The 20727-nt window shown below is 53.5% G+C and carries 21 protein-coding genes; 11 read left to right on the top strand and 10 right to left on the bottom strand.

Annotation, left to right across the window (positions count from 1 at the left end):
- Positions 1-75 precede the first annotated feature (75 nt).
- From nirD to tsgA, 3 genes are all read right to left on the bottom strand, one after another.
- A complete protein-coding gene (gene nirD, locus AL515_RS22740) occupies positions 76-402 on the bottom strand; it encodes a nitrite reductase small subunit NirD (RefSeq protein ID WP_005121659.1) in 327 nt (108 codons plus the stop codon).
- Positions 399-2942: an NADPH-nitrite reductase large subunit gene (gene nirB, locus AL515_RS22735; protein WP_061068724.1), complete on the bottom strand. Its 2544-nt coding sequence runs from the start codon at positions 2940-2942 to the stop codon at positions 399-401. The genes nirD and nirB overlap by 4 nt, the downstream gene beginning before the upstream one ends.
- A gap of 271 nt (positions 2943-3213) precedes the next feature.
- Entirely contained in the window at positions 3214-4395 is a 1182-nt protein-coding gene (tsgA, locus tag AL515_RS22730) for an MFS transporter TsgA (RefSeq protein WP_048213538.1), read from the bottom strand.
- A gap of 264 nt (positions 4396-4659) precedes the next feature.
- Between tsgA and ppiA the strand changes: the two genes are divergently transcribed.
- The 5 genes from ppiA (at position 4660) to argD (ending at position 7996) form a co-directional block, all read left to right on the top strand.
- The gene (gene ppiA, locus AL515_RS22725; protein ID WP_003023595.1) at positions 4660-5232 is read left to right on the top strand and encodes a peptidylprolyl isomerase A; all 573 of its coding nucleotides are present in this window, start codon (positions 4660-4662) and stop codon (positions 5230-5232) included.
- A 106-nt stretch (positions 5233-5338) separates the two neighbouring features.
- Positions 5339-5506: a YhfG family protein gene (locus AL515_RS22720; RefSeq protein ID WP_071887396.1), complete on the top strand. Its 168-nt coding sequence runs from the start codon at positions 5339-5341 to the stop codon at positions 5504-5506.
- Complete coding sequence (locus AL515_RS22715) at positions 5496-6098, top strand: putative adenosine monophosphate-protein transferase Fic (RefSeq protein WP_061068723.1); 603 nt, start codon at positions 5496-5498, stop codon at positions 6096-6098. The genes AL515_RS22720 and AL515_RS22715 overlap by 11 nt, the downstream gene beginning before the upstream one ends.
- A gap of 31 nt (positions 6099-6129) precedes the next feature.
- Complete coding sequence (gene pabA / locus AL515_RS22710) at positions 6130-6693, top strand: aminodeoxychorismate synthase component 2 (protein ID WP_048213536.1); 564 nt, start codon at positions 6130-6132, stop codon at positions 6691-6693.
- Positions 6694-6778: 85 nt separating this feature from the next.
- Positions 6779-7996, top strand: coding sequence for a bifunctional acetylornithine/succinyldiaminopimelate transaminase (gene argD, locus AL515_RS22705; RefSeq protein WP_048213535.1), 1218 nt, complete (start codon positions 6779-6781; stop codon positions 7994-7996).
- Between the two features lie 94 nt (positions 7997-8090).
- On the opposite strand, the gene AL515_RS22700 is transcribed toward argD, so the two are convergent.
- Positions 8091-10178 (bottom strand): YccS/YhfK family putative transporter, encoded by a 2088-nt coding sequence (locus tag AL515_RS22700; protein WP_061068862.1) that lies wholly within the window; start codon positions 10176-10178, stop codon positions 8091-8093.
- 51 nt (positions 10179-10229) lie between these two features.
- The gene (gene crp, locus AL515_RS22695) at positions 10230-10862 is read right to left on the bottom strand and encodes a cAMP-activated global transcriptional regulator CRP (RefSeq protein ID WP_000242758.1); all 633 of its coding nucleotides are present in this window, start codon (positions 10860-10862) and stop codon (positions 10230-10232) included.
- A 306-nt stretch (positions 10863-11168) separates the two neighbouring features.
- Here crp and AL515_RS22690 point away from each other — a divergent pair, with 306 nt between their 5' ends.
- Positions 11169-11573 carry an OsmC family protein gene (locus AL515_RS22690; protein ID WP_043018552.1) on the top strand — a complete coding sequence of 135 codons (405 nt, stop codon included), beginning with the start codon at positions 11169-11171 and terminating at the stop codon, positions 11571-11573.
- 98 nt (positions 11574-11671) lie between these two features.
- On the opposite strand, the gene AL515_RS22685 is transcribed toward AL515_RS22690, so the two are convergent.
- The 4 genes from AL515_RS22685 to AL515_RS22670 form a co-directional block, all read right to left on the bottom strand.
- Positions 11672-12541, bottom strand: coding sequence for a phosphoribulokinase (locus tag AL515_RS22685; RefSeq protein ID WP_048213534.1), 870 nt, complete (start codon positions 12539-12541; stop codon positions 11672-11674).
- Positions 12542-12594: 53 nt separating this feature from the next.
- Complete coding sequence (locus tag AL515_RS22680) at positions 12595-12813, bottom strand: YheU family protein (RefSeq protein ID WP_048213533.1); 219 nt, start codon at positions 12811-12813, stop codon at positions 12595-12597.
- Entirely contained in the window at positions 12810-13832 is a 1023-nt protein-coding gene (locus AL515_RS22675; protein WP_048213532.1) for a hydrolase, read from the bottom strand. Before AL515_RS22675 ends, AL515_RS22680 begins: the two co-directional genes overlap by 4 nt.
- Positions 13833-13913: 81 nt before the next feature.
- Entirely contained in the window at positions 13914-15815 is a 1902-nt protein-coding gene (locus AL515_RS22670; protein WP_048213531.1) for an ABC transporter ATP-binding protein, read from the bottom strand.
- Between the two features lie 132 nt (positions 15816-15947).
- Between AL515_RS22670 and kefG the strand changes: the two genes are divergently transcribed.
- From kefG to slyD, 4 genes are all read left to right on the top strand, one after another.
- Positions 15948-16499 (top strand): glutathione-regulated potassium-efflux system ancillary protein KefG, encoded by a 552-nt coding sequence (gene kefG, locus AL515_RS22660; protein WP_048213530.1) that lies wholly within the window; start codon positions 15948-15950, stop codon positions 16497-16499.
- Entirely contained in the window at positions 16499-18304 is a 1806-nt protein-coding gene (gene kefB, locus AL515_RS22655; RefSeq protein ID WP_048213529.1) for a glutathione-regulated potassium-efflux system protein KefB, read from the top strand. The genes kefG and kefB overlap by 1 nt, the downstream gene beginning before the upstream one ends.
- Before the next feature lie 9 nt (positions 18305-18313).
- A complete protein-coding gene (locus AL515_RS22650) occupies positions 18314-18514 on the top strand; it encodes a YheV family putative zinc ribbon protein (RefSeq protein ID WP_048213528.1) in 201 nt (66 codons plus the stop codon).
- Between the two features lie 94 nt (positions 18515-18608).
- Entirely contained in the window at positions 18609-19214 is a 606-nt protein-coding gene (gene slyD / locus AL515_RS22645) for a peptidylprolyl isomerase (RefSeq protein WP_003023634.1), read from the top strand.
- Positions 19215-19412: 198 nt separating this feature from the next.
- Here slyD and AL515_RS22640 read toward each other — a convergent pair whose 3' ends face one another.
- A complete protein-coding gene (locus AL515_RS22640; protein WP_003023639.1) occupies positions 19413-19631 on the bottom strand; it encodes a protein SlyX in 219 nt (72 codons plus the stop codon).
- Positions 19632-19863: 232 nt separating this feature from the next.
- Here AL515_RS22640 and fkpA point away from each other — a divergent pair, with 232 nt between their 5' ends.
- Positions 19864-20682 carry an FKBP-type peptidyl-prolyl cis-trans isomerase gene (fkpA, locus tag AL515_RS22635; RefSeq protein WP_048213527.1) on the top strand — a complete coding sequence of 273 codons (819 nt, stop codon included), beginning with the start codon at positions 19864-19866 and terminating at the stop codon, positions 20680-20682.
- The last annotated feature ends 45 nt before the right edge of the window (positions 20683-20727 follow it).

The raw sequence follows: 20727 nt of genomic DNA, 5'->3' as shown, positions 1-20727 counted from the left end.
CGCTTATCAGGCCTACCAATAAAAGACCTACAAATACGTCAAAAAAGGGGAGGCGTTGCGCCTCCCAAAAATTAATTAACCGCGCAGTTGTACCGTGCCGTCTTTCACTCGCGCTTCGTAATGTTTCACGGAGAATTGTTCGTCTTCCATGCACAGCCCATCGCTTAAACGAAAGCGTTGTTTCTTCAGCGGACTGGCGACCCACAATTCGCCCTGATGTTCAGCAATCAACCCACGCGACAGTACGCTGGATTCAAAGAATGGGTCGATATTGCTGATCGCAAACACCTGATCGCTGTGATACGGGCGGAAAATAGCAACCTGCTCAGTACCTAACAGGGCGCAGACGCCTGTCGCAGGCAGAATGTCATCGATTTTGCAGATGTTTTTCCACTGGCTCATGCGTTTTCCTCCACCAGAGTCACCGGAATACGCTCATAAGGCGTAGCCGGACGATGTTGTTCGCGCTCAGGTACAACCTGAACATTCGGATCGCGTTGATCGCTGTTGATAAAGTGTTTAAAGCGAACCTGTGCGGATGGGGTGTTAACCGTTTCTGTCCACTCACATACTACCGCTTCACGCAGACGAGCCATCTCTTCTTCCAGGTGCTGGTTCAACCCCAGTTTGTCGTCGATGATGACTGATTTCAGATACTCGATGCCGCCTTCCAGGTTATCTAACCACGGTGCAGTACGGGTCAGTTTGTCCGCAGTACGGATGTAGAACATCATAAAGCGGTCAAGGTACTTGAGCAGCGTTTCACGATCGACATCGGCCGCCAGCAGGTCTGCATGACGCGGTTTCATCCCGCCGTTACCACAAACGTACAGGTTCCAGCCTTTCTCAGTGGCGATGATACCCACGTCTTTGCCCTGAGCTTCCGCACATTCGCGGGTACAACCGGAGACGCCGAATTTCATTTTGTGCGGGGTACGAATGCCTTTGTAACGATTTTCCAGCTCCACGCCGAAGCCGACGCTATCGCCGACGCCGTAACGGCACCAGGTGCTACCTACGCAGGTTTTCGCCATACGCAGCGCTTTGGCATACGCGTGACCGGTTTCAAAACCGGCTTCAATCAGCTGACGCCAGATTTCCGGCAGGTCATCTTTCTGCGCGCCGAACAGGCCGATACGCTGAGAACCGGTAATTTTGGTGTACAGGTTAAATTCACGCGCGATACGACCGACAGCCACCAGGCCTTCAGGGGTAATTTCGCCACCCGCAGAGCGCGGGATCACGGAGTAAGTACCGTCTTTCTGGATGTTCGCCAGGAAGTTGTCGTTGGTGTCCTGCAGCGGCGTGTGCTGTGGTTTGAGGATGTACTCATTCCAGCAGGACGCCAGCAGGGAACCGACGGTAGGTTTGCACACTTCACAGCCGTAACCTTTACCGTGTTTAGCCAGCAACTCTTCGAAAGTTTTAATGCCTTCTACGCGGATCAGGTGGAACAGTTCCTGACGTGAATACGGGAAGTGTTCACACAGGTTGTTATTCACTTCGATACCCTGTTTCGCCAGTTCGGCGTTCAGGACCTGCGTTACCAGCGGGATACAACCGCCGCAGCCGGTACCGGCTTTGGTTTCGGCTTTCAGCGCCGCAACGGTGTGACAACCTTTGTTGATAGCGGCAATCAGCATGCCTTTGGTGACGTCAAAACAGGAACAAATCTGCGCGCTGTCCGGCAGTTTATCCACGCCGATAGACGGCTTACCGCTGCCCGCGTGTGCTGGCAGAATCAGTGAGTCCGGGTTTTCTGGCAGTTCGATGGCGTTCAGCACCAGCTGTAGCAGGTTGCCGTAATCGCTGGTATCACCGACCAGAACCGCACCCAGCAGGGTTTTGTTATCTTCACTAACGATGAGGCGTTTGTAGACTTCTTTGCTTTCGTCGAGGTAAACATAGCTACGCGCTCCCGGCGTGCGAGCATGCGCGTCGCCAATACCGCCAACGTCAACGCCGAGCAGCTTCAGCTTGGCGCTCAGGTCCGCGCCTTCAAAGGCGTTTTCAGTTTCGAGAATATGGTCAACGGCAACCTGCGCCATTTTGTAGCCAGGAGCGACCAGACCATACACGCGGTTGTTCCAGCTTGCGCATTCGCCGATGGCATAGATGTCCGGGTCAGAAGTCTGGCAGGTGTCGTTAATGACGATACCGCCGCGTGGCGCGACGTCAAGGCCGCACTGGGTGGCCAGTTTGTCGCGTGGACGAATACCGGTAGAGAAGACGATGAAATCGACTTCCAGTTCGCTACCGTCGGCAAAACGCATGGTTTTGCGCGCTTCGGTGCCTTCCTGGACGATCTCTTTGGTGTTTTTGCTGGTGTGCACACGCACGCCCATGCTTTCAATTTTGCGACGTAACTGCTCGCCACCCATATGATCCAGCTGTTCAGCCATCAGCATCGGGGCGAATTCAATGACGTGAGTTTCAACGCCGAGGTTTTTCAGGGCACCAGCGGCTTCCAGACCCAGCAGGCCGCCACCGACAACGGCGCCGCGTTTGCTACGGCGCGCGCAAGATTCAATGGCGTTGAGGTCTTCAATGGTACGGTAAACGAAGCAGTCCTGGGTTTCCGAACCTTTAATCGGTGGGATCCACGGGTAAGAGCCCGTCGCCATGATCAGCTTATCGTAATAGACCGTACGACCTGCGCTGGAGTGGATTACCTTCTCCTGGCGGTTGATGGTAATTGCGCGTTCGCCCACTAACACCTTAACGCCGTGCTTCTCATAGAATCCTTCACGCACCAGAGAAAGCTCTTCGGCGGTGTGGTGGGAGAAGTAGGAAGACAGGTGTACACGGTCGTACGCTTTGCGGGGTTCTTCACAGAAGACGGTAATATCAAAGTTGGCAGCGTCGGATTTATCAAGAAGATCCTCAATAAAGCGATGGCCGACCATACCATTACCGATAATAGCGAGTCTGACTTTGCTCATTTTTGCCTCGATTTCTTTTCTATTACTGCCTACCTTAACGATTCAGCAACCGCACTTATTGATACAAATCAAATTCGGCCTTATATACTCCTTAAGGGGTATATGACTGATTTAACTGCATTTTTATAAGTTACGGAATTAACTGGCTTTTCGTGTTTGTATAAAAAGCGCACAATTTAAGGGGTTTTTGTAAGAATTGGCCTACATGACCAGTGAAAGGAAGAGGGCGCGAGAGTGTGCCGGATAGCACAGATACCATCCGGCAGTGAGATTAATGCGTGGCTGGCGCGTTATGCTGGCGATGACGCGTGACGAACCCAAGAATAAAGCACATCACGAATACGACGGCATACAAACCGTTCGCCGTCTGCAATGCCGCCAGCGGGCCGCTGTGCGCCACAATAGGACCGGTGACCACGAAGGTGAGCATAGTACCGATGGTGCCGCAGGTCAGAACGAAGTTAACCAGTTTTGGTGAGGCGACCTTCGTCTGCTGTGAGCCGAGGGTAATAATGGTGGTATAAATCGCGCTGGAGAAGAAGCCCAGCGTCAGAATGAACCACGGCATATGTTCCGGCGTGCCGGTGATGAACAGATACATCAGAACGGTGGCCAGACCTGCCAGTACGGTCAGGATGCGCTGCAGATCGAAGAATCGCAGGATAAAACTAAACGCCCACATGCCAACCATGTAAGACATCCAGAAGTCGCTGACCAGTTTACCCGCATCGTTCAGGCTCATGCCCAGGCTTTTAGCGTATTCCGGTACCCAGGAGATAAAGCCCAACTGACCGAGGATGTAGCACAGCGCGGCGATCGCCAGGAACAGCACGCCAATACCCCATTTTTCTTTCACTACCGGGGCGTCCGGTTGCTGCGCGTGTTTACCCAGCGCCGGGAATTCGCAGCCAAAGGTCAGCAGGAAAATGGCGACGTAGACCAGGCCGATGCAGGCATAGACCCAATACCATTCGATGCTGCGCGCTAACAGATACGCTGCCACCATCGGGAAAATCATCCCCGCCATGCTGAAGAAGGAGTCAGTAAACAGCAGGCGGGAACCGCGCTGGCGACCTTCGTACATCTGGGTCACCAGGAATGTACCAATCGACATGGTGATACCACTCACCACACCCAGCACAAACATGGCCGCAGAGAACAAGGCCAGGCTGTGGCTGAGCATCAGTCCGGCGACCGCCAGGACCATCAGGATGAAGCCAAAACGCAATTGCGTTTTCAGCGGCACGATTTCCATCAGCCAGGCATTCAGAAAAATAGAGATCAGGATACCTGCATTCAGGAAGGTGAAAGTGTTACTCATACTGGAAACGGGCAAATGGAAATAGTCTGCGATGTTTCCCATCACCATCCCGGTGACAATGACCAACGCACCTGTCAGGGCGTAGGAGAGAAAGCTAATCCATGTGAGCTTAATGCGATTGCTGTTAGTCATGACTGGCCTGTATAGAAGTGTAAGGCGCATTAACGGCGCCGTGAGCGGGCAGATTTTAGGCGTTTTAGTGATGTATTTAAATGTTTTTTGGTAATTACTGAGCCTGTTACATTTTTGTATGTGATCGTGATCACATAGACATTTACGGCTATGAGGTTACATTTGTTTCAAGTACGTAAAATTAGGTAAAGGGATGGCCTTGTTCATGAAGGCTCTTTAGAATCAATCCACTTGCTTCATTTCTGCTCTTGTTAAGGAATTCTCATGCTCAAATCGACTCTGGCGGCTGTTGCAGCTGTTCTCGCTCTTTCTGCTCTCTCTCCCGCAGCGCTGGCAGCGAAAGGGGATCCGCATGTCCTGCTGACAACTTCTGCCGGTAACATTGAGCTGGAGCTGAACAGTCAGAAAGCCCCAGTTTCAGTGCAAAACTTTGTCGATTATGTCAACAGCGGTTTCTATAACAACACCACGTTTCATCGTGTGATCCCAGGATTTATGGTGCAGGGTGGTGGTTTTACCGAGCAGATGCAGCAGAAGAAACCTAACCCGCCAATCAAGAATGAAGCCGATAACGGACTGCGTAACACCCGTGGCACGATTGCTATGGCGCGCACTGCGGATAAAGACAGCGCGACCAGCCAGTTCTTTATCAACATTGCGGACAATGCATTCCTCGATCACGGCCAGCGTGATTTTGGCTACGCTGTCTTTGGTAAAGTTGTGAAAGGTATGGATGTCGCGGATAAGATCTCTCAGGTTCAGACCCACGATGTCGGTCCTTACCAGAATGTTCCGTCAAAACCGATTGTTATCCTTTCAGCCAAAGTCCTGCCGTAATCGTATTTTGCGCGGGCAGCGCTTGCCCGCGTTCTCTCCCTTCTCTGCGTAACCCGAAATTGCTGCTTATACTTGTGGCAAGTGTCGGCTCATTCAGGGAGGTCACGTGAAAAAACTCACCGATAAACAAAAGTCCAGGATCTGGGAACAACGGCGAAATGCCAATTTCCAGGCAAGCCGGCGACTGGAAGGCGTGGATATTCCACGGGTTACTCTGAGCGCTGAAGACGCCCTGGCGCGTCTTGAAGAATTGCGGAGGCACTATGAGCGATAAATTCGGTGATGGACGTGACCCCTATTTGTATCCGGGCCTGAATGTCATGCGTAACCGGCTGGGGGTTCATCAGGCGCAGCGTCTGGCGCAGGCAGCTTATGAGTTGACGGCGCTGCGCGCGGCAACTATCGAATTGGGCCCGCTTAAACGGGGTTTGCCGCATCTGTGTGCTATTCATCGCCAACTCTATCAGGATATTTTTGACTGGGCGGGACATCTGCGAGAAGTCGATATCTACCAGGGCGATACCCGCTTTTGCCATTTCGCTTATATCGAGAAAGAGGGCAATGCGCTGATGCAGGACCTGGAAGACGAGTCCTGGCTGGTGGGGTTGTCGCAAGAAAAGTTTGTCGACCGCCTCGCACACTACTACTGTGAAATTAATGTGCTGCACCCGTTTCGCATCGGCAGTGGTCTGGCGCAGCGTATTTTCTTCGAACAGTTGGCGATTCATGCCGGGTATATACTCAACTGGGAGGGCATCCAGGTTGAGGAGTGGAACCAGGCAAATCAAAGCGGTGCCATGGGGGACCTGTCCGCACTGCAGGCGATATTTCGTAAAGTGGTAAGCGAAGCCCTGGAAACTGAGTAGAATAGCGCGGTTCTTCTGTACCGGAGCCGCCATGATCCTGCTTATCGATAACTACGATTCTTTTACCTGGAACCTGTATCAATACTTCTGCGAACTGGGCGCAGATGTCCTTGTCAGGCGCAACGACGCGCTGACGCTGGCGCAAATTGATGCGCTGAATCCGCAGAAAATAGTGATTTCCCCGGGACCCTGTACGCCGGATGACGCCGGTATTTCGCTGGAGGTTATTCGCTATTTCGCAGGGAAGATCCCTCTGCTGGGTGTTTGTCTGGGCCATCAGGCGATGGCGCAGGCCTTTGGTGCGACCGTGGTGCGGGCAGCGAAAGTGATGCATGGTAAAACGTCGCCGATTACGCATAACGGGCAGGGCGTTTTTCAGGGGCTCGCCAATCCATTAACGGTAACGCGCTACCATTCTCTGGTGGTCGCACCTGAGACGTTGCCTGAGTGCTTTGAGGTGACCGCCTGGAGTGAAACGCAGGAGATCATGGGTATTCGCCACCGGGAGTGGGATATGGAAGGGGTGCAGTTTCACCCGGAGAGTATTCTCAGCGAACAGGGGCATCAGCTGCTGGCTAATTTCCTCAACCAGTGATTTGTGGTTGCTATTCAGTGATTTTTTATTCATATTTTGTGATTATAATTTCACTAGCATTTCTGCTTAACAGGGTGGTAATGACATGGCAACTGAACAAACTGCAATTACACGCGCGACATTCGATGAAGTGATTCTGCCGATTTATGCACCGGCTGAGTTTATCCCTGTAAAAGGGAAAGGGAGTCGAGTATGGGATCAACAGGGTAAAGAGTACGTTGATTTCGCGGGTGGTATTGCAGTTACCGCGTTAGGGCATTGCCATCCGGCGCTGGTTGAGGCGTTAAAAACTCAGGGCGAAACCCTGTGGCATACCAGCAATGTTTTTACCAACGAACCGGCGTTGCGCTTAGGCCGTAAAATCATTGATGCAACCTTCGCCGAACGCGTACTGTTCATGAACTCCGGTACCGAAGCTAACGAAACCGCCTTTAAGCTGGCGCGCCACTATGCCTGCGTGCGCCATAGCCCGTTCAAGACCAAGATTATTGCCTTCCATAACGCGTTTCACGGTCGTTCGCTGTTTACCGTATCCGTCGGCGGGCAGCCGAAATACTCCGACGGCTTTGGACCCAAACCGGCGGATATCATCCATGTACCGTTTAACGATCTGCATGCGGTCAAAGCGGTGATGGACGATCACACCTGTGCGGTGGTGATCGAACCTATTCAGGGCGAGGGTGGCGTTACTGCGGCAACGCCGGCATTCCTGCAAGGTTTGCGTGAACTTTGTGATCAGCACCAGGCACTGTTGGTATTTGATGAAGTACAGAGCGGAATGGGGCGTACCGGCTCACTGTTTGCCTATATGCACTACGGCGTGACGCCGGATATCCTGACCAGCGCCAAGGCGCTCGGCGGCGGTTTCCCGGTGAGCGCGGTGCTGACCACCCAGGAGATTGCCTCCGCGTTCCACGTGGGTTCACACGGCTCCACATACGGCGGTAACCCGCTGGCCTGCGCGGTTGCGGGAGCTGCGTTTGATATCATCAACACGCCGGAAGTGCTGGAAGGTATTCAGGCCAAACGCCAGGCGTTTGTTCAGCATTTGCAGAAAATTGACCAGCAGTTTGACATTTTCAGCGACATTCGCGGTATGGGACTGCTGATCGGCGCCGAACTGAAGCCGCAGTTTAAAGGCCGGGCGCGTGATTTCTTGTACGCCGCGGCGAATGAAGGCGTGATGGTACTGAATGCCGGGCCGGACGTGATGCGTTTTGCACCGTCGCTGGTGGTGGAGCAGGCTGATATTGATGAAGGGATGCAGCGCTTCGCGCAGGCCGTGGCGAAAGTGGTGGGTTGATGGATTGCCGGATGGCGCTACGCTGATCCGGCCTACGAATCACACCTTACCCCGTAGGCCGGATAAGGCGTTACGCCGCCATCCGGCAACTCTCTTAACCCTTCATATCCCGCAGTCGGCGGCTCAGCCAGATCCCATGGTGCGGTCGCTGACGCCATGCTACCGACGAAATGGTGTGCATGGTATTCAGATGCCCCAATATCCGCTGTAGGTGCTGCTCAAGGGTGCTTAAAGGCCCATGGGACAGCATCTCTGGCGCCTCGAGAATATTCACATCGCCGGAGCTTCCGGGGCCGTCATATTCCAGCCGCTGCTGGCAGCGTTGGATCGCAATTTCGCAGGATTCCAGATACCGCTGCGCCAAATCCGGCGTCAGCATCGTATGTTCCCTTGCCAGCGTAGTCATTGCGTTGATGTGTTCGACGATGAACTGGCTATGCGTAACCCACAGTTTCATGTCCGCCAGATAGTGCGAGTTGAACCTAGGCTCCTGCATCGCCTGGTTAAGTGAGTTGAACAGCGTGTTATGCGCCTGGTTGACCCGCATGCGTTGATACGCCAGCGGTGTGGCCTGGGGATCGTTGCTCAGGATCAGGCGAATAGCCTCCTGATCGGCTTCTAACGCATCGTGGGCGTTTTTACGCAGCAAACCGCTCTGCCACTGCGGCCACAGCCAGAGCATTCCGCCAAAGGCGATCAGGCAGCCAGTGACCGTATCGATAAACCGCGGCACGATAAACTGTTCCCCGTTCAGCGTCAGCAGTTGCAGGGTATATACCGCGGTGACCGTAAAGCCGACGGTAGCCCAGCCGTAGTTTTTGCGGATGGTCAGATAACTCACCAGGGTTATCAGCAGCATGCCTGCCAGCGTGTAACCTTCCTGAATATGAAAGTGCAGTGTGACGCCGGCGATCACCAGGCCGACTAGCGTCCCTACTGAACGGTGTAAAATACGTACCCGGGTCGCCCCATAGCCATTTTGCGTGACGAACAGGATTGTCATCAAAATCCAGTAGGGTTTTGGCAGGTGTAAGGCGCTGCCCATCAGGCTGGCAATGCTCAACATGACGCTGATGCGTCCGGCATTACGCAGCGCCGGGGATTTCAACGACAGATAGCTTTTCAGGGCAGGGATCAGCGGCAGCCGACGCTGCTTGTCAGCCATTAAATCCCGGGCATACAGTGGTCGCTGGGTGCGTAGCACACGGGCAATACGGCTGAAGTGCCAGTAGCAAAATTGACCCACCGGATTGTCCGGATGTTGGTTGGCGATTTTCTCCAGCGTGCCAATTTGTTTATCCATTGAAAAACGCGTCGGCAAACGGTGATACAAAATATCATCGGCCAGTACGCGAAGGCGTTCGGCGACGGTGCGCGCATTCCAGCGAATCACTTGTTCGGCGTGGCTACGTTCGACCAGCTTTTGCACCTCTTCCGGCTGGTGGAGGCTAACGGAAATATGTTCCTGTAAATCGAGCGCCTCCTGAAAGGCACGTAGCAGGCGCTTATAATCGTTGTTGCGATGCGCCGACAGCATATGCATTTGCTGATAGCACTGGGTAATTAAATCCACCGCTTTTTGCTGGCGCACCAGCAGGGGAGGAAGCGCTTTTTCGGGATCGGCATGCTGGGTCAGCATGCTGTACTTGGCCTCACAGTAATCGGCTAATTCGCGGTACAACAAACTGAGCGATTCACGCAGCGGCTGCTCGCGCCACATCCAGAACCAGAACCAGTTGAACAGGCCGTACCACAATGTGCCCAGCGCGTAGATTAGCAGCGGCTCCCAGACGGGCATGTTCCCGGCCAGGCTGAGCGTGAAAATTGCCGCGATAAGCGAGGCAGGTAGTAGTCGCGCATGCAGAGGGCCTAATTCTGCGGTTACACCAAGAATCAGCGTCAGGCCGGTGAGGATCAGCGGCAGCGGTATATCTTTTGCCAGCAGTAACTGCATGATCAGACTGCATCCGGCAAACAAAGACGCGCCAATCACTAAGCGTTTGAAAAAGCGCTTATGCGGGGTATCAAGACCGGCAATATTGCAGCAGGCAGGGACGAGGGAGAATAAGAGCCCCAGATGAAGCTGACCAATGATAAGGCCGACAGCCACAGGTAAACATAGCACCAGCGTCTGTCGTAGTGCGTAGTTGATCTCGGGGTGATAAATCAGTCTTCGCCACATCGGAGCAAACAAAAATGGCGCATTACTACGTAACACGCCATGTCGATGGGATTAACGCGTGCCGTAGACGACGATGGTCTTACCATGCGCGGAGATCAGATTCTGATCTTCCAGCATTTTCAGGATACGACCAACGGTTTCACGGGAACAGCCAACGATCTGGCCAATTTCCTGGCGGGTAATTTTAATCTGCATGCCGTCCGGGTGAGTCATTGCGTCAGGCTGTTTCGCCAGATTCAGCAGAGTCTGGGCGATACGACCAGTTACGTCGAGGAAGGCAAGGTTGCCTACTTTTTCAGACGTTACCTGCAGACGACGAGCCATCTGAGAAGACAGACGCATCAGAATATCTGGGTTGACCTGGATTAATTGGCGAAATTTTTTGTAGGAAATTTCAGCGACTTCACATGCGGTTTTGGCACGTACCCAGGCGCTACGTTCCTGGCCTTCTTCGAAGAGGCCTAATTCACCAATAAAATCGCCCTGATTCAGATAAGAGAGGATCATTTCTTTCCCTTCTTCATCTTTGATCAGCACTGCCACTGAGCCTTTAACGATGTAATACAACGTTTCCGCTTTTTCACCCTGGTGAATCAGCGTGCTCTTCGATGGGTACTTATGAATATGGCAATGAGACAAGAACCATTCGAGAGTCGGGTCTGTTTGCGGTTTGCCAAGCACCATGCGCGGTTATCCTCTGTTATAAGCTGTCTCCAGAGCCAAAAAACAACCTGTCTCTGGGTTTGCAAAAATGTGCTTCCCGCTACCTGGGAAGGGGGCTGTCAATACGTGCGACGGCCTGTAATGTGATGTCCTCTGCATACATGCAGTACGTCAATGTATTACTGTAGCATCCTGACTGTTTTAGCATAGCTTTCGCCGTGTGTCTCCTGGTGTCTCGCTTCAGCATGACGCAGGTCGCCTTCCATTGCGAGAATTGTTATGTACGCGTAATCTGTCAGGAAAATTGAAACATTGGAGTTACGAAATATGCAAGCGCGTGTAAAGTGGGTTGAGGGGTTAACCTTCCTCGGTGAGTCCGCCTCAGGCCACCAAATTTTGATGGACGGTAACTCTGGTGATAAAGCGCCGAGCCCGATGGAAATGGTCTTAATGGCTGCGGGCGGTTGCAGCGCAATTGATGTGGTGTCGATCCTGCAAAAGGGGCGTCAGGATGTGACCAACTGCGAAGTGAAGCTGACCTCCGAGCGTCGTGATGAAGCGCCGCGCCTGTTCACCCATATCAACCTGCATTTCATTGTAACGGGTAACGACCTGAAAGATGCGTCTGTGTCTCGCGCAGTTGACCTCTCGGCGGAGAAGTATTGTTCCGTAGCTCTGATGCTGGAAAAGGCGGTGAACATTACCCATTCTTATGAAGTCGTTGCCGCGTAATTGCTGATGCCGGATGGCGGCGTTGCCTTATCCGGCCTACAGGATGATGTTGAGTCGTAGGCCGGATAAGCGAAGCGCCATCCGGCGCTTTCCACATATCACTCTATCTTTTTACCTTCCATCAGTCGCTGGACCAGCGGTAGCATAATCAATTCCATCGCCAGACCCATCTTACCGCCCGGCACGACCAACGTATTGATATGCGAAATGAATGAGCCCTGCAGCATGGCCAGTAGCCAGGGATAATCGATGCCTTCCAGATTACGAAAATGAATCACGACAAAGCTTTCATCCAGTGACGGAATGCTCCTGGCGGCAAAGGGATTAGAGGTATCGACGGTCGGTACGCGTTGGAAGTTAATATGCGTGCGGGAAAACTGTGGGGTGATGTAATTGATGTAATCGTCCATTGAGCGCACCACCGAGTCCATTACCGCTTCACGTGAATGCCCGCGTTCGCTGGTATCGCGGGTCAGCTTCTGGATCCACTCCAGGTTTACGATCGGCACCACGCCAACCAGCAGATCGACATGCCGGGCCACGTTTTGCTGTGGGGTGACAACGCCACCGTGCAGTCCTTCATAGAACAGGACATCCGTCGGTTCAGGCAGCGGCTGCCAGGGCGTAAATGTCCCCGGAACCTGATTCCACGGTACGGCCTCATCGTAGGTGTGCAGATATTTACGCGACTGACCTTTGCCCGTCTGGCCGTATTCAATGAAGGTTTGCTCCAGCAGACCGAAGTCGTTAGCTTCGGGGCCGAAATAGCTGATATGCCGCCCGGCATCGCGTGCTTTGCGAATCGCCATGTCCATTTCCGGACGGGTATAGCGATGAAAACTGTCACCTTCCACCTCGGCGGCGCGCAGATTTAACTGCGCGAAAATTTTACGAAACGCAAGGCTGGTGGTGGTGGTCCCCGCGCCGCTGGATCCTGTTACCGCAATCACCGGATGTTTGGCAGACATAACAACTCCATGAAATGGTTGTAATTATAGTAAAGTCGGCCGGCGGCTACGGGTTACTCGTGAATCTGCTTCCTCGGCATAATGTTGACCGTTTCATGCAGTTCGGACCACACCAGCATGGCCTCACCTGATTGTAGTTGGCGTTTGACGTCGGCGACTTTTTGTTCGAGCGAGCGTTCATGTTCACCATAATCGGTGCCTTCGCGCAAGACAAAGCTTTCAATCAGATTGTCCAGCGCGTCCGGGGAGATGTCTTGCCAGGGGATGATCATGATGACGCCTCCAGATACGTTGTCAGCCAGTCCGGGATTCTGGATTCCAGCCACATCTCCGGATGGCGTATCGTACCGCCAATGAATCCGACATGGCCGCCGTGTTCGGTGAGTTGATATTCCACCTGTGAGGGCAGATTTTCCGGTTCAGGGATCACATGACTATCCATAAACGGATCGTCCTTGGCATGAATAATCAGCGTGGGTTTGGCTATCTGATTAAGCAGCGGCATGGCGCTACACTGACGGTAATAGTCTATCGCATCGGCGAAACCGTGAATTTTGGCGGTGATCAGATCGTCAAAATCGCGAATGCGACGCAGAGATTTCAACTGGGCCAGACTCACCGGCAGCGAGCCAGGATAAGCCTCAAGCTTACGCGAGGCATTGGCTTTCAACAGGTTAAGCAGGTAGCGCTGATAGACCTTGGAGAATCCTTTGTCCATATGGTAACTACAGGCTTCCAGCACGAAAGGCGCGGAGACGATAACCGCGGCATCAATGGGGATCGTGTTCCCTTCTTTTGCCAGCAGGCAGGCCAGCATGTTTCCACCGAGCGAATAGCCAACCGCAGCGGTGGGTACACGACCGAACTCACGCTCCAGCCAGTGTAAAAACCAGGTGCCGTCTTCTGTTTCACCGGAGTGATAAATTCGGTTCAGACGATTGGGTTCACCGCTGCAGCCGCGAAAATGCATCACCACGCCCAGCCAGCCGCGCTTTTGTGCTGCTTCAATCAGGCCATGTGCGTAGGGGCTGTTCAGACTACCTTCCAGACCGTGAAAAACCACCAGGCGCGGTTTGTGTTTCGCCTGTTGCGGATCTTCACTCCACGCAAGATCGACGAAATCACCGTCGGGCAATTCCAGACGCTGCCAGTGGGCATCGAACTTCACCTTGCGGCGAATTAAACGCGGCAGCATCGTCTGTAAATGACGGTTACTGATACCGCGCATCGGGCGGAATTCTCGCGAATCGTCGGTAGGTGGGGTCATTTCTGTGGACGTGATTTCAACCATAACACCAGAGCAATTAATAATCGGAAAGAATAACTATACCGTGCGCAGCGCGTGCGGGTTAGCCAATATGTGATTTTGTGCTTACTCGGCCAGCATCTGCTCAAGCTGCTCCTGCGCGTCCAGCCAGGCCATCTCACACTCTTCCAGCCCGGACTTCGCGCTTGCCTGTTGTTGCAGACATGCCGTGAGCTCAGCTTTACGGCTTTGGTCGTACAGTTCGCTGTCGCCGAGTTTCTCTTCCGCCTGTGCCAGCTGTGCGTGCAGTTTCTCCATCTCTTTTTCCAGACGAGTAATCTCTTTACGCAGCGGTTGCGTCAGGGTGCGCAGTTCCGCTTCGCGACGCTTCTGGTCTTTACGCGCCTGGGCGCTGTTAACGCTCTCTTTCGCCGGTTCGTCGCCCTGGCTTTCCTGTTTTTGCACATCGCTCAGCCACTGCTGATAATCCTCCAGATCGCCGTCAAACGGCTCGACTTTCTTGTCGTGTACCAGATAGAGGTCGTCGGTGGTGGAGCGAATCAGGTGACGGTCGTGCGAAACCACGACCAGCGCGCCTTCAAAATCGATCAGCGCTTCGGTCAGCGCCTGACGCATATCTAAATCCAGGTGGTTGGTCGGTTCATCGAGCAGCAGTAGGTTCGGGCGCTGCCAGACGATCAACGCCAGCACCAGACGCGCTTTTTCGCCACCGGAGAAGCGACGGGTTTCTTCGCTGACTTTATCGCCCTGGAAGCCGAATCCGCCGAGGTAGTCTCGCAGTTTCTGCTCAAGCTCCTGCGGCGCCATGCGCGCCAGGTGCTGGATAGGCGATTCATCGGCGCGTAAAAACTCCAGCTGGTGCTGAGCGAAGTAGCCCAGCTTGATGCCTTTCGCCAGGCCAATCTCGCCGCTGATGGGGGCCAGTTCGCCGGCCAGCAGCTTAATCAGCGTTGATTTACCCGCACCGTTGCGGCCTAACAGGCCGATGCGAGAACCCGGCACCAGATTCAGTTTGATAGAGTCGAGGATTGTGCGATCACCGTAGCCAGCACTCACTTTTTCCATTTTCAGCAGCGGATTAGGCAGGCTTTCAGGTTCACGGAAGCTGAAATGGAACGGGTTATCGACATGGGCTGGAGCGATAAGCTCCATACGCTCCAGCATTTTGATACGGCTCTGCGCCTGCTTTGCTTTGGTGGCTTTAGCACGGAAACGATCGATATAGCTTTGCAGATGCGCCACACGCTCCTGCTGGCTTTCGTACATGGCCTGTTGCTGCGCGAGGCGGGTCGCACGCTGGATTTCAAACGCGCTGTAGTTGCCGGTGTACTCGAACATGGTTTGTTGTTCGATATGGATAATTTTATCCACCACCGGATCGAGGAAGTCGCGGTCGTGGGAGATCAAAATCAGCGTGCCCTGATAGCTTTTCAGCCATCTTTCCAGCCAGATCACCGCGTCGAGATCGAGGTGGTTGGTCGGTTCATCGAGCAGCAGCAGGTCTGAACGGCAAATCAGCGCCTGTGCCAGGTTGAGACGCATACGCCAGCCACCGGAGAAGTCGCTGACCGGGCGCTCGAGCTGCTCGTTAGAGAAACCGAGGCCATGCAGCAGACTGGCGGCGCGTGAACGTACGGTCCAGGCGTCAATGGCATCCAGCTTTCCGTGTACGGTGGCAATGGCGTGCCCATCGTTACGTTCGTTGGCATCGTTTAACTGGGCTTCCAGTTGGCGATATTCGCGGTCGCCATCAATCACGTATTCCAGCGCAGGCTGTGGTAACGCAGGCGTTTCCTGATTCACCCATGCGAGCTGCCAGTTTCCCGGGAACGTAAATCCGCCGGCGTCAGCGCTTATTTCATTTTTCAGCAATGCCAGCAGGGTAGATTTACCGCAGCCATTTTTACCCACCAGGCCAACCTTCTGCCCGGGATTAATGGTGGCCGTGGCATTGTCCAGCAAGACGCGCACGCCGCGACGAATTTGTAACGATGAGAAAACAATCATAAGGCGCCGTATGTTCAGACTATGTTAATTTATCATTATGATAATGTAATGTGTGGGCCGTTTGCCGCACCGAGGCGCAATGGTAGCCCAAAACGCCGAAAATAGACAAAAGACAAAACCGGGAGGGGGATGATGTCCCAGCCAGCGAAAGTGTTGCTGCTGTATGCCCATCCGGAATCTCAGGACTCGGTCGCGAACCGGGTTCTGCTTAAACCGGCCATACAGCTCAGTAATGTTACCGTGCACGACCTATACGCGCACTATCCCGATTTTTTTATCGATATTTCTCACGAGCAGGAACTGCTGCGTGAGCATGATGTGATTGTTTTTCAACATCCGCTCTATACCTATAGCTGCCCGGCCCTGCTAAAGGAGTGGCTTGACCGCGTACTGAGCCGCGGGTTTGCCAGTGGCCCCGGAGGGAATCAACTGGCGGGAAAGTACTGGCGGAGTGTGATCACTACCGGCGAACCGGAAAGCGCCTACCGCTATGACGCGCTAAACCGCTATCCGATGAGTGATGTGCTGCGCCCTTTCGAGCTGACGGCAGGAATGTGCCGGATGCACTGGATGAGCCCCATCATCGTTTACTGGGCCAGACGGCAAACGAAGCAGGAGCTGGACAGCCATGCGAAAGCGTATGGTGACTGGCTGGCGAATCCGATCCCTGTGGGAGGCCGCTGATGGAAGGTTCTGATTTATTGACTGCGGGAGTGCTGTTCCTTTTCGCGGCGGTGGCTGCGGTGCCGTTGGCATCGCGGCTGGGTATTGGACCGGTGTTGGGTTATTTGCTGGCGGGGATCGCTATTGGCCCATGGGGACTTGGATTCATCAGCGATGTGGATGAAATTCTGCACTTCTCCGAGCTGGGCGTGGTCTTCCTGATGTTCATCATCGGGCTGGAACTTAACCCGGCCAAACTATGGCAATTGCGGCGTTCAATTTTTGGTGTCGGTGCCGCGCAGGTGTTACTTAGCGCGCTTGTCCTGGCAGGGTTATTGATGCTCACTGACTTTTCCTGGCAGGCGGCAGTGGTTGGCGGCATTGGTCTGGCGATGTCATCGACCGCAATGGCGTTACAGCTGATGCGGGAAAAAGGGATGAACCGCAGCGAATCCGGACAACTGGGCTTTTCGGTGCTGTTGTTCCAGGATCTGGCGGTGATCCCGGCGTTGGCGCTGGTTCCGCTGTTAGCAGGATCAGCCGATGAACATTTTGACTGGATCAAAGTGGGCATGAAAGTGTTGGCTTTTGCTGGCATGTTGATTGGCGGACGCTATCTGCTGCGTCCTGTATTTCGCTTTATTGCGGGGTCCGGCGTGCGGGAAGTGTTCACCGCTGCGACGCTGCTGTTGGTGCTGGGTTCTGCTTTATTTATGGATGCGCTGGGGCTGTCGATGGCGCTGGGAACGTTTATCGCTGGCGTGCTGCTGGCGGAAAGCGAATACCGACATGAACTGGAAACGGCGATTGATCCCTTTAAAGGGCTTTTGCTCGGGTTATTTTTCATCTCTGTGGGGATGTCACTTAACCTTGGCGTGCTTTATACCCATATTTTGTGGGTAGTGGCGAGCGTGATAGTACTGGTCATCGTGAAGACGCTGGTGCTCTATGTGTTGGCGCGGCTGAACGGTATGAGAAGCTCGGAGCGGATGCAATTTGCGGGGGTGCTAAGCCAGGGCGGAGAATTTGCCTTCGTGCTTTTTTCAACAGCATCTTCCCAGCGGCTGTTTCAGGGCGATCAAATGGCACTTTTGCTGGTAACTGTCACGCTGTCGATGATGACCACGCCACTGCTGATGAAGCTGATTGATAAATGGCTATCCCGCCAGTTTAACGGCCCGGATGAAGAAGATGAAAAACCCTGGGTGGAAGACGATAAGCCGCAGGTGATTGTGGTGGGGTTTGGGCGCTTTGGTCAGGTCATCGGTCGCCTGTTAATGGCCAATAAGATGCGTATTACCGTTCTGGAACGGGATATTAGTGCGGTGAATCTGATGCGTAAATATGGCTATAAAGTCTATTACGGCGATGCCACACAGGTGGAGCTTTTACGTTCCGCTGGCGCAGAGGCGGCGCAGTCTATTGTGATCACCTGCAATGAACCTGAAGACACGATGAAGCTGGTGGAATTGTGCCAACAACATTTTCCGCATTTGCATATTCTTGCGCGAGCGCGCGGACGTGTAGAGGCGCATGAGTTATTACAGGCAGGTGTCACGCAGTTTTCCCGTGAAACTTTCTCGAGCGCACTGGAACTGGGGCGCAAAGCGCTGGTGTCGTTGGGGATGCATCCGCATCAGGCGCAGCGTGCCCAGTTGCATTTTCGTCGACTCGATATGCACATGCTACGGGAATTGATCCCAATGCACACCGATACGGTGCAAATCTCTCGTGCCAGAGAGGCCCGACGCGAGCTGGAGGAGATTTTCCAGCGGGAGATGCAGAAAGAACGGCGCCAGCTGGATGGCTGGGATGAATTTGAGTAGAGGATAACCATGGCAATTCGTAAACGTTTTATTGCAGGCGCAAAATGTCCGTCCTGCCAGGCGCAGGATTCGCTGGCGATGTGGCGTGAAAATAATATCGATATTGTTGAGTGTGTTAAGTGCGGTCATCAGATGCGCGAGGCCGATAAACAGGCCCGCGAGCACGTTCGCAAAGAAGAGCAAGTGATCGGGATTTTTCATCCGGACTAGCGATATGCCGCAGCTTTTTTTAAGCTAGAGGGTACACGGGTGCAGAATTCCGCTACAATCTGCGCCACTATTCTTTCCATGCTCAGGAGATATCATGAAAGTAGCAAAGGACCTGGTGGTCAGCCTGGCCTATCAGGTACGTACAGAAGACGGTGTGTTGGTTGATGAGTCTCCGGTGAGTGCACCGCTGGACTACCTGCATGGTCACGGTTCCCTGATTTCTGGCCTGGAAACAGCGCTGGACGGTCATGAAGTTGGCGACAAATTCGATGTTGCTGTTGGCGCAAACGACGCATACGGTCAGTACGACGAAAACCTGGTGCAGCGTGTTCCTAAAGACGTCTTCATGGGCGTTGACGAACTGCAGGTTGGCATGCGTTTCCTGGCTGAAACTGACCAGGGGCCGGTACCGGTAGAAATTACCGAAGTGGAAGACGACCACGTTGTGGTTGACGGTAACCACATGCTGGCTGGCCAGAATCTGAAATTCAACGTCGAAGTTGTCGCGATCCGCGAAGCGACCGAAGAAGAACTGGCTCATGGCCACGTTCACGGCGCGCACGGCCACGACCACGATCATGACCACGGTCATGACGGTTGCTGCGGTGGTCACGGCCACGACCATGGTCACGAGCACGGCGGCGAAGGCTGCTGCGGCGGTGGTGGTAAAGGTAACGGCGGCGGCTGCGGTTGCCACTAATACCCTTCGTCTTTCAACCCACAGCGGTGTTGGCTGCGCTTTCGAATCCTGGTCACATAGTTATCTATGCTCCCAGGACTTCCTCAAGCTTGCCGCCTTGCTGTGATTTGAAATCCTTTGGGTATATGTGAGTAGATCCGATAAGTGTTAGCGCTTTCGGACACAAAAAAAGCGGGAATATCCCGCTTTTTTTACGTCTCAATAATGTGGCGGAGGGGTCTCTTCAGACTGTGACGCGATATGAGACGGCTGAGTGGCTTTGAGCTTTTCTGTCAGCAGACGCAGATGGTCGCGCAGTTTGGCCATTTCCAGTTCATGTGCGGTCACGGTTACGTTCAGCTCTTCAATGGTTATCTCCTGAAACGCCAGGCGACTCTCCAGCTCAGCCAGGCGAGTTTCCATCGTTGTATCCTGCATGATTCACCTCTTCTGTTTTTCTCCGGCAGATCGCGGACTGCGGCGAATTCTACTTAACTTTGCCTGTTTGCACAGCACACAATCTTCGGTCACGAAACTAATTTAAACAAAAAGAGTCTGAAAAGTGGTGATAATAGGGCGTGCCTGTATGTTGATTTGTTCTGCAACGCTTTATAGTACATTTTTATGTTAGTTAACCCTGGGGTGAGATGCCCCGGCCCTGGAGAGATGGATGAAATCACTGTTTAAAGTAACGCTGCTGGCGACCACAATGGCCGTTGCACTGCATGCCCCGATCACCTTCGCTGCTGATGCCGCGAAACCAGCCGCTACTGCTGACAGCAAAGCAGCATTCAAGAATGACGACCAAAAAGCCGCTTACGCGCTGGGCGCGTCCCTGGGTCGTTATATGGAAAACTCCCTGAAAGAACAGGAAAAACTGGGCATCAAACTGGATAAAGATCAGTTGATCGCGGGTGTTCAGGATGCGTTTGCAGATAAGAGCAAACTGTCTGACCAGGAAATCGAACAAACTCTGCAGGCATTTGAAGCGCGCGTGAAGAGCTCCGCTCAGGCAAAAATGGAAAAAGACGCGGCTGACAACGAAGCCAAAGGTAAAGTATACCGCGAGAAATTTGCTAAAGAGAAAGGCGTTAAAACCTCTGCCACTGGCCTGGTCTACAAAGTAGAGAAAGAAGGTACCGGTGCCGCTCCGAAAGACAGCGATACTGTAGTCGTAAACTACAAAGGTACGCTGATCGATGGTAAAGAGTTTGATAACTCTTACACCCGTGGTGAGCCGCTCTCTTTCCGTCTTGACGGCGTGATCCCGGGCTGGACTGAAGGCCTGAAAAACATCAAGAAAGGCGGCAAAATCCAGTTGGTTATCCCACCGGATCTGGCATACGGTAAAACTGGCGTTCCGGGCATCCCGGCAAACTCCACGCTGGTCTTTGATGTTGAGCTGTTAGATATCAAACCGGCACCAAAAGCCGATGCGCAGCCAGAAGCTGCACCGGCTGATAAAGCTGCAGACAGCAGCAAAAAGTAAGAGAACAAAAACCGCCGCCCACAGGGCGGCGGTTTTTTATTATCG

It is taken from the genome of Citrobacter sp. FDAARGOS_156, from assembly GCF_001559235.2.
Classification (GTDB): domain Bacteria; phylum Pseudomonadota; class Gammaproteobacteria; order Enterobacterales; family Enterobacteriaceae; genus Citrobacter; species Citrobacter youngae.
This window is presented reverse-complemented; position numbering and strand designations above follow the sequence as displayed.